5 protein-coding genes are annotated in these 7,135 nt (G+C 72.1%); 4 read left to right on the forward strand and 1 reads right to left on the reverse strand.

Going from position 1 to position 7,135, the window contains the following annotated elements:
- The 4 genes from ACLEQD_RS33200 to ACLEQD_RS33215 form a co-directional block, all read left to right on the forward strand.
- A partial coding sequence (locus tag ACLEQD_RS33200; protein ID WP_410389548.1) for a hypothetical protein occupies window positions 1-345 on the forward strand: 345 nt, incomplete at its 5' end.
- A 189-nt stretch (window positions 346-534) separates the two neighbouring features.
- A complete protein-coding gene (locus ACLEQD_RS33205; RefSeq protein WP_410389550.1) occupies window positions 535-1,812 on the forward strand; it encodes a glycosyltransferase family 4 protein in 1,278 nt (425 codons plus the stop codon).
- Window positions 1,809-2,876, forward strand: coding sequence for a glycosyltransferase (locus ACLEQD_RS33210; RefSeq protein ID WP_410389552.1), 1,068 nt, complete (start codon window positions 1,809-1,811; stop codon window positions 2,874-2,876). The genes ACLEQD_RS33205 and ACLEQD_RS33210 overlap by 4 nt, the downstream gene beginning before the upstream one ends.
- A complete protein-coding gene (locus tag ACLEQD_RS33215) occupies window positions 2,873-5,197 on the forward strand; it encodes an HAD family hydrolase (RefSeq protein WP_410389554.1) in 2,325 nt (774 codons plus the stop codon). The genes ACLEQD_RS33210 and ACLEQD_RS33215 overlap by 4 nt, the downstream gene beginning before the upstream one ends.
- A 3-nt stretch (window positions 5,198-5,200) precedes the next feature.
- Here ACLEQD_RS33215 and ACLEQD_RS33220 read toward each other — a convergent pair whose 3' ends face one another.
- Window positions 5,201-7,003 carry a glycosyltransferase family 2 protein gene (locus tag ACLEQD_RS33220; protein WP_410389556.1) on the reverse strand — a complete coding sequence of 601 codons (1,803 nt, stop codon included), beginning with the start codon at window positions 7,001-7,003 and terminating at the stop codon, window positions 5,201-5,203.
- Window positions 7,004-7,135 lie beyond the last annotated feature (132 nt).

The following is a 7,135-nucleotide window of genomic DNA, read 5'->3' on the forward strand; positions in this document are numbered from 1 at the left end:
CTGGCCGCGTCGCTGCGCGCCCCCGTCGCGGGCCAGTGGCCGGCGCTGCTGCTGGAGGCCCGGGCCAAGGCGGACGTGCGCTACGTGGAGCCCGCCACGTCGCACCGCCCCGTCCTGGGGCCCGTGCTCGTGTTCGCCAAGCGGACCTTCCGCGGCGCGTTCCAGCCGTTCATCAACGAGGTGCTGCGCCGCCAGGTGCACTTCAACGAAGCCATCCTGGACGCGCTCACCGTCGTCATCGAGAACCAGCGCGAGCACGCGCGGACGCAGGCGCTGTGGCGGCGCGAACTGGAAGCACGGTTGAAGCAGTTGGAGAAGGAGCCGCCGGGGCCTTCCTCGCCCTGAGCGAATGGCTGCCTGCCCGACGGACAGCAGCCCTGCCGGGCGTTGACGCAACAACCATCTCCGCGCTACATCGGCCCCTCGCTTCGCCTGCCTCGTCAATCCTGAGGGGGATGCCACGGGGAGAATCAACGGCGGCGGCGAATCGTTTCCTCCGGGCCGCATCCGGCCCACGACGCGAGTTGCCAAGGCATGAAGATCGGGTTCCTCGTTGGGGACATCGCCAATATCTCCGGTGGGTCCAACGTCATCCTGGAGTACGCCTCACGGCTCCAGGACCTCGGCCATGAGGCCGTTCTCATCACCCCGGGCCCCGTCAAGCTGACGTATCCCCTGTGGCACCCGCGGCTGGCGGACCTGCCGCGCCGTTCGTTGGCGGAGGCCGAGGGCGAGTCCTTCGACTTCGCGCTGGCCACCTGGTGGATCACCTTCTACGACCTGTGGCGCGTCAACGCCCGGGTGTACGGCTACCTGAACCAGAGCCTGGAGTCGCGCTTCCACGCGGAGCGCCACTACAAGCTGCTCAACCGGCAGACGTATTCGCTGCCGCTGCTGTTCGTCACCGAGGCGAAGTGGCTGGTGGAGTTCATCCAGACGCTGCAGCCCGAGGGGCGCACGCTCTACGTGCAGAACGGCCTGTCCCGCGACCACTTCCCCTGCGTGCAGGCCCCGCCCCAGCGCGGCGGCAAGCTGCGCGTGCTGGTGGAGGGCCCGTGGGGCGTGGGCTTCAAGGGCGTGCCGGAGACGTTCGAGGTGCTGGAGCTGGCGGCGCAGGCGGGCGTCCAGTTCGAGACGGGGTGGCTGGCGTCGTCCTCCGGCGGGCAGAAGCCCACCGTGGGCGGGCAGCCGGTGCAGGTGCACGAGCGCATCCCCATCAACCAGGTGCACCAGGTCTACGGTCAGTACGACGTGCTGCTGAAGCTCTCTCGCGTGGAGGGCATGTTCGGCCCGCCGCTGGAGATGTTCTCCCAGGGCGGCACCGCCATCACGTACACCGTCACCGGCACCGACGAGTACATGGTGCACGGGCAGAACTCGCTGATGGTGGAGCCGTACAACCACCGGCAGATCGTCCAGTTCCTGCGCCTGTTGAGCACGCAGCCCGCGTACCTCGCGCACCTGCGCACGAACGCGCTCGCCACCGCGAAGGCGTTCACGGACTGGGAGTCCAGCACGCGCCAGGTGGCCTCCGGGCTGGAGGCGCTGCACGCGGAGGGCTGGACGAACGCGCACCTGCGCCCCGCGCTGGCCGCGATGTCCACCATGCACGGCCACTGGCTGGACGACGTCTGGCGCGCGGAGCGCGGAGGCCACTCGCCGCTGCACCCGTACGTGGGGCCCGGCGAGCAGGTGCTGCTGGAGCGCTACCGCCAGTTCAAGAAGTCCCGCCCCGTGCGCGCGCTGCAGAAGCTGGTGGGCGACGACTTGAAGAAGTCCCTCCGCGCGCGTCTGACGCGAGTCCTGTCATGAGAGTCCATCCGCCCTCCCCCTCCCTCCAGCGCGTCGCCTTCGTGGGCGAGCCGGCCTTCGAGCCGCACGTGCCCGTCCAGGCGGCGTGGGCCGAGGTCCGCTTCTTCCCCGTGACGGCCGGCCAGTGGGAGCCCGCGCTCGACGCGGCCCAGGCCTGGGGCGCGAACGCGACGCTCGTGTTCCGGCCGCAGGACCTCACGCCGGAGCAGGCGGCGCGGGTGCCCGGGAGCATGCGCGTCGGCGTCATCCCCGCGCCGCTGTTCAGCGCGGAGGAGATTGAACGGCTCTCGCGCATCAGCGGTCCGGACGCGCAGGGCTTCCGCTGGCTCACCTACCTGGAGACGCCCACGTCGCCGGAGCTGGCGCGGCTGCCGCTGCTGCAGACGCTGCCCCTGCCGGTGGACACCGCGCGGTGCCCGACGGGCCCGCGGCTGGAGGCCCGGCGGATGCTGGTGGCGGACTGGGCCAGCCCCTCGCCGGAGGCCCTGGACGACCTGCGCAAGCTGGGGCCGGTGGACGTGTTGTCCTCGCACGCCACGCCGGAAGAAATGTCCCAGGCGCTGGAGAAGGCCGGGACGCTGGTCTACGCGTCGCGCGACCTGATGGGCCGCTTTGATCCGCTGCCGCTGCTGGCCATGGCGCACGGGCTGCTCGTCATCGCCGACACGGTCTTCGCCGGGGAGTGGAACATCGAGCCGGAGGACGAGTTCCTCTACCGGCCGGACGGCCAGTGGGCGCGCGCGCTGGATGAAGTCTTCCGCATGCCGGTGTCCTTCCGCGCGGTGCGCATCCGCGCGTGGCAGAAGATGCGCGAGGCCTTCGACGCGTCCGCGTGCTTCCAGCGCGTGCTGCATGACGCCCACCTGTTCGCGGACCCCGTGGCGCACCTGGCGTCGCTGACGCCCACGCGGCCCCCGGTGGCCGCGCCCGTCGCCGTCGAGTCCACCGGCGCGCGCGCTCCGGAGGCTCCGCCGCGGAGGCCCTGGGCGCGGAGAAGCTCACGCGTCCCAGCCGCACCCTCGCGGCCGTCCCCAACTAGAGCCAAGGACACCGGAAGCAGATGACAGCCCGCCGTGAACCCGCAGCGGCCGCGCTGCTTCCCGCCCTCCAGCGCTGGGCGGTGGAGACCGCGCGCGACCTGTACCTGACGCAGAAGGGCGCTCCCGTCGCCACGAAGCACCCGCGCGCGACGCCCGGCGAGCGCATGTCGGTGATTGCCTCGGAGGCCCTGCCGCCCAACGTGGTGGACGGCCTGGCCCAGGCCTCGCGCCTCTTCCGCGCGGGCGACGCGCCCCCCATTGAGTCCTCCCCCTTCGCCACGCTGCGCGAGCGGCTGCTCACCGCGACGGCGGGCTACGACGTGGTGGGCTTCGACGTCTTCAACACGCTGGTGGTGCGCAGCGTGGAGGGCGAGTGGCTCAAGACGGCCGTGGCGCGCGGCTTCCACGCGCGGCTGAAGGAGCTGGTGCACCCCAAGGCCCTGCCCACGGTGGCCCAGGTGCGTCAGCGCCGCTTCGCCCTGGAGATGGAGATCGCCGGGGAGCAGGTGGCCCAGGGCCGCGACAACGAGGTGGACTTCGAGGCGCTCCTGCAGCGCTGGGCGGGCAGCTGGGTGCCCCGGGAGCCGATGCGCTCGCGCATGGCCGAGGAGCTGCGCGCGCTGGAGCTGGAGCTGGAGAAGCTGGCGCTGCGGCCCGCGCCGGGCATCCCGGAGGTGCTGTCCGCGCTGAAGGCCCAGGGCAAGCGGCTCATCTTCGTGAGTGACATGTACCTGTCGCAGCCGCTCCTGCGGGAGCTGCTGCGGCACTGCGGGCTGGAGCAGTACTTCGACGCGGGCTACGTCTCCATCGACGAGGGGCTGCGCAAGGCGTCCGGCCGGCTCTTCCCGCGCGTGCTGGAGCGCGAGGGGCTCAAGCCCGAGCAGCTCTTCTTCGTCGGCGACGACGAGAACGCCGACAACGTGCAGCCGCGCCGGCTGGGCATCTCCACCCTGCGCGTGGAGGACCCGGACGAGAAGCTGCGCCGCCGCCGGCTGGAGGTGGCGCAGAAGGCCGTGGAGCAGAACCCGTACTGGGCCGCGCACTACGTGGACGTCGTGCTGGGCAACGAGGCCCGCCACGTCCGCGAGCGGGACGACGACCCGAGCTACCAGCTGGGCCGCACGCTGGCGCCGGGCATCGTGGCCTTCGTGGTGGACGTCATCGAGCGCTCGGAGAAGCTGGGCATCGACCACGTCTACTTCCTGGCGCGCGAGGGCCTGACGCTGCTCAAGGTGTTCGCGCTCCTGAAGGACTCCGGGCTGTTCCGCCGGGTGCCGAAGGCGCACTACCTGTTCGTCAGCCGGGCCTCCACCATCCTCGCGTCCATGCGCGAGCTGAGCTGGGAGGAGGTGCACCGCTTCTGGCGCCAGTACAGCCGCCAGTCGCTGCGCGGCCTGCTCAAGAACCTGTCGCTGCCCCAGGACGAGTTCATCCGGCTGGCCGCCGAGTGCGGCCTCACGGACCCGGACCGCCCCATCCTGGAGCCCACGAAGGACGCCGCCTTCCAGCGCTTCCTCGCGTCGCGCCGCGTGCGCGTGGCCTTCCACCAGCGCCGCGACGAGGCGCGCGCGAACCTGTCCCGCTACCTGGAGTACCGCGGGCTGATGGGCCTGGAGCGCACGGCGCTCGTGGACATCGGGTGGAAGGGCAGCATGCAGGACAACCTGATGCGCGCCTTCGAGCACGACGCGCGCTTCCCGGAGCTGCACGGCTTCTACCTGGCCTACGTGCCGGACGGTCAGCCGCTGGCGAAGAAGTCCTTCAAGTACGGCTACCTGTCGGACCTGCGGCGGCGCGACCTGGAGGAGGCGGACTTCCTGCGCAACACCGCCATCTTCGAGATGATCACCACGGCGAACCACGGCAGCACGGTGCGCTACGGGAAGAACCCCTGGGCGCCGCACCTGCCCATGCCGGAGCTGCTGCACCACGACCAGGAGAAGGACAACAGCGCCCGCTTCTTCCGCCGCGTGCAGGAGGGCATGTACGACTACGCGCGGGACTACGCGCGGCTGTCCCCCCTGCTGCGCTTCACCGCGGACGAGCTGCAGCCCGGCACGCTCCAGGAGCTCTTGCGCTACACGCGCTACCCCACGGAGCAGGAGGCGCGCGAGTTCCTCAAGTACTCGCACGTGGAGAGCTTCGGCGTGCACGAAATCACCACCTTCGGCCTCAAGCTGGAGCTGGCGAAGCTGGCGCAGCTGGGCTCGGTGAAGGGGGCGCTCAAGGAGGCGTGGAAGGCCTTCGAGACGAACCCCTGGCGCGACAGCGTGGTGCGCCGCAGCGGCGTGCCGCTGGCGAACCTGGCCTACGACGCCTGGTTCACCTGGCGGGCCATCCGCTAGCCGTCACGTTGGCGGGCGCCGCGCGCTGGGCACCTCGTGGGCCAGCGTGCGCACCGCCAGCGCCTCGCCGTCCTCGGGGTGGCGGCGCAGGTCGCAGTCCCCCGACAGGAGCGTGAGGTTGGGGTTGTAGTAGGGGTCGCCCTTGAGAAGCCACGGCCGGTACGACGTGAAGGAGCGCCAGTAGTCCGGCTCCGGAATGGCGTCCGTGCGGCGGCTGGCGGACTCGTGGTGCACCACGCGCGCGAAGGGCGTGCACACCACGCGCAGGCCCCGGGCGTGCAGCCGCAGGCCCAGGTCCACGTCGCTGCCGCACAGGAGGAAGCGCTCGTCGAAGCCGCCCAGCGCGTCGAAGAGGGGCCGGCGGATCATCACGCACGCGCTGGTGACGGACAGCCAGTTGCGCACCCACTCCGTGTGGCCGAAGGGCGTGGCGATGGGCCCGTCCGGCAGGCGCCAGAAGGGGTGGCCCGCCATGCCCGTCATGCCCACGACGACGCCCGCGTGCTGCACGGTGCCCTCGGGGAAGAGGAGCTTCGCGCCCACCGCGCCCACCTCCGGGCGCTGCGCCTGGGACACCAGCTCCGTGAGCCAGCCGGGGTCCACCACCTCCATGTCGTTGTTGAGGAACAGCAGCAGCTCGCCCGTGGCCTGCCCCGCCGCCCAGTTGTTGATGGCCGGGTAGTTGAAAGGGAAGTCCCAGGTGCGCTTCACCACGCGCGCGTCCGTGAGCGTGTCCAGGAGCGCGAAGGTCTCCGGGCGGACGCTGTTGTTGGACACGAGCACCAGCTCGAAGTGCGGGTACGTCGTGCGCTCCAGCAGCGTGTCCGTGAGCGTCTTGAGGAGGTCCGGCCGGTCCTTGAACGGGACGATGATGGACACCTTCGGGGTGCCCCGCACGGCGTAGCGCACGCGGTAGCGGCCGGGCCCTGGCACCGTCACCTCGGCGTCCTCGCCCCGGCGCGACAGGTGCTCCGCGAGCGCGTGGCGGCCCTCCTGGGACACCTGGCCCACGGCGCCCAGGCGCCGGTGGTAGAGCAGGTGCGGCACGTGGCCAATGCGCTCCGTCGCCTCGCTGAGGCGCAGGAAGAGGTCGTACTCCTCGGCGCCCGGGAAGCCCTCGCGGAAGCCGCCCACGGACTCCACCAGCGAGCGGCGCGCGAGCACTCCCCGGCCCAGGTAGTCCACCGAGCGCAGCAGGTCCGGGGACCAGTCCGGCTTGAAGAAGGGGGCCGTGCGGCGCCCGCGCGTGTCCAGCCGGTCCTCGTCGCCGTAGACGACGTCCAGGCCCGCGTTCGCGCCCAGGGCCAGCGCCACCTCCGCCAGGGCATGGGGCGCGAGCGTGTCCTCCGCGCCCAGCACGCCCACGAAGTCCCCGCTGGCGGCCTGGAGGCCCACGCGCAGCGCGCGGGCGAAGTCGGTGGGCCCGGAGAGCGTCACCCGGCGGATGCGCGGCTGACGGCGCGACGAGGCCCAGGGCTCGGGCAGCGCGGGCCCGTCCTCCGGCCCCACGAGCACCAGCTCCCACTCCGGGTACACCTGCGCCTCCACCGACGCGAGGCACTCGCGCAGGTGCGCGGGACAGGCCCCCGCGGTGGCGACGAGGAGGGACAGCCGGGGACGGCGCGGCAGCCGCGCCACGGCCTCGCGGGCGGCGTGGATGTCCCCGGACTCGCGCAGCGTGCACCAGTGGTGGAAGTCCTCCAGCGCGGGCACGGGCGGAGGCGGCGTGCGCACGCCGAGGATGGCGGCCAGCGCCACCACGGCCTCGCCGTTGAAGCGGGACTGCCGGCGCAGCACTTCGCTCACAGCGCGCGGAGCCCGGACGCCCGGGCAGCCCAGGCGTGGGCCAGCGGAGACGCCAGCGCCACGAGCCGCGCCACCAGGTGCGTGGCGTCCAGCGGATCCGGAGTGCCGGCCCCCGGCGCGGCGGCGATGGAC

Source organism: Corallococcus sp. 4LFB (assembly GCF_046520365.1).
GTDB classification, from domain to species: domain Bacteria; phylum Myxococcota; class Myxococcia; order Myxococcales; family Myxococcaceae; genus Corallococcus; species Corallococcus caeni.

What these genes read in the sequence shown, in the direction of transcription:
- ACLEQD_RS33205 (WP_410389550.1), top strand. Translation starts at nt 535, where the DNA reads ATGAAGATCGGGTTCCTCGTTGGGGACATCGCCAATATCTCCGGTGGG.
- ACLEQD_RS33210 (WP_410389552.1), top strand. Translation starts at nt 1,809, where the DNA reads ATGAGAGTCCATCCGCCCTCCCCCTCCCTCCAGCGCGTCGCCTTCGTG.
- ACLEQD_RS33215 (WP_410389554.1), top strand. Translation starts at nt 2,873, where the DNA reads ATGACAGCCCGCCGTGAACCCGCAGCGGCCGCGCTGCTTCCCGCCCTC.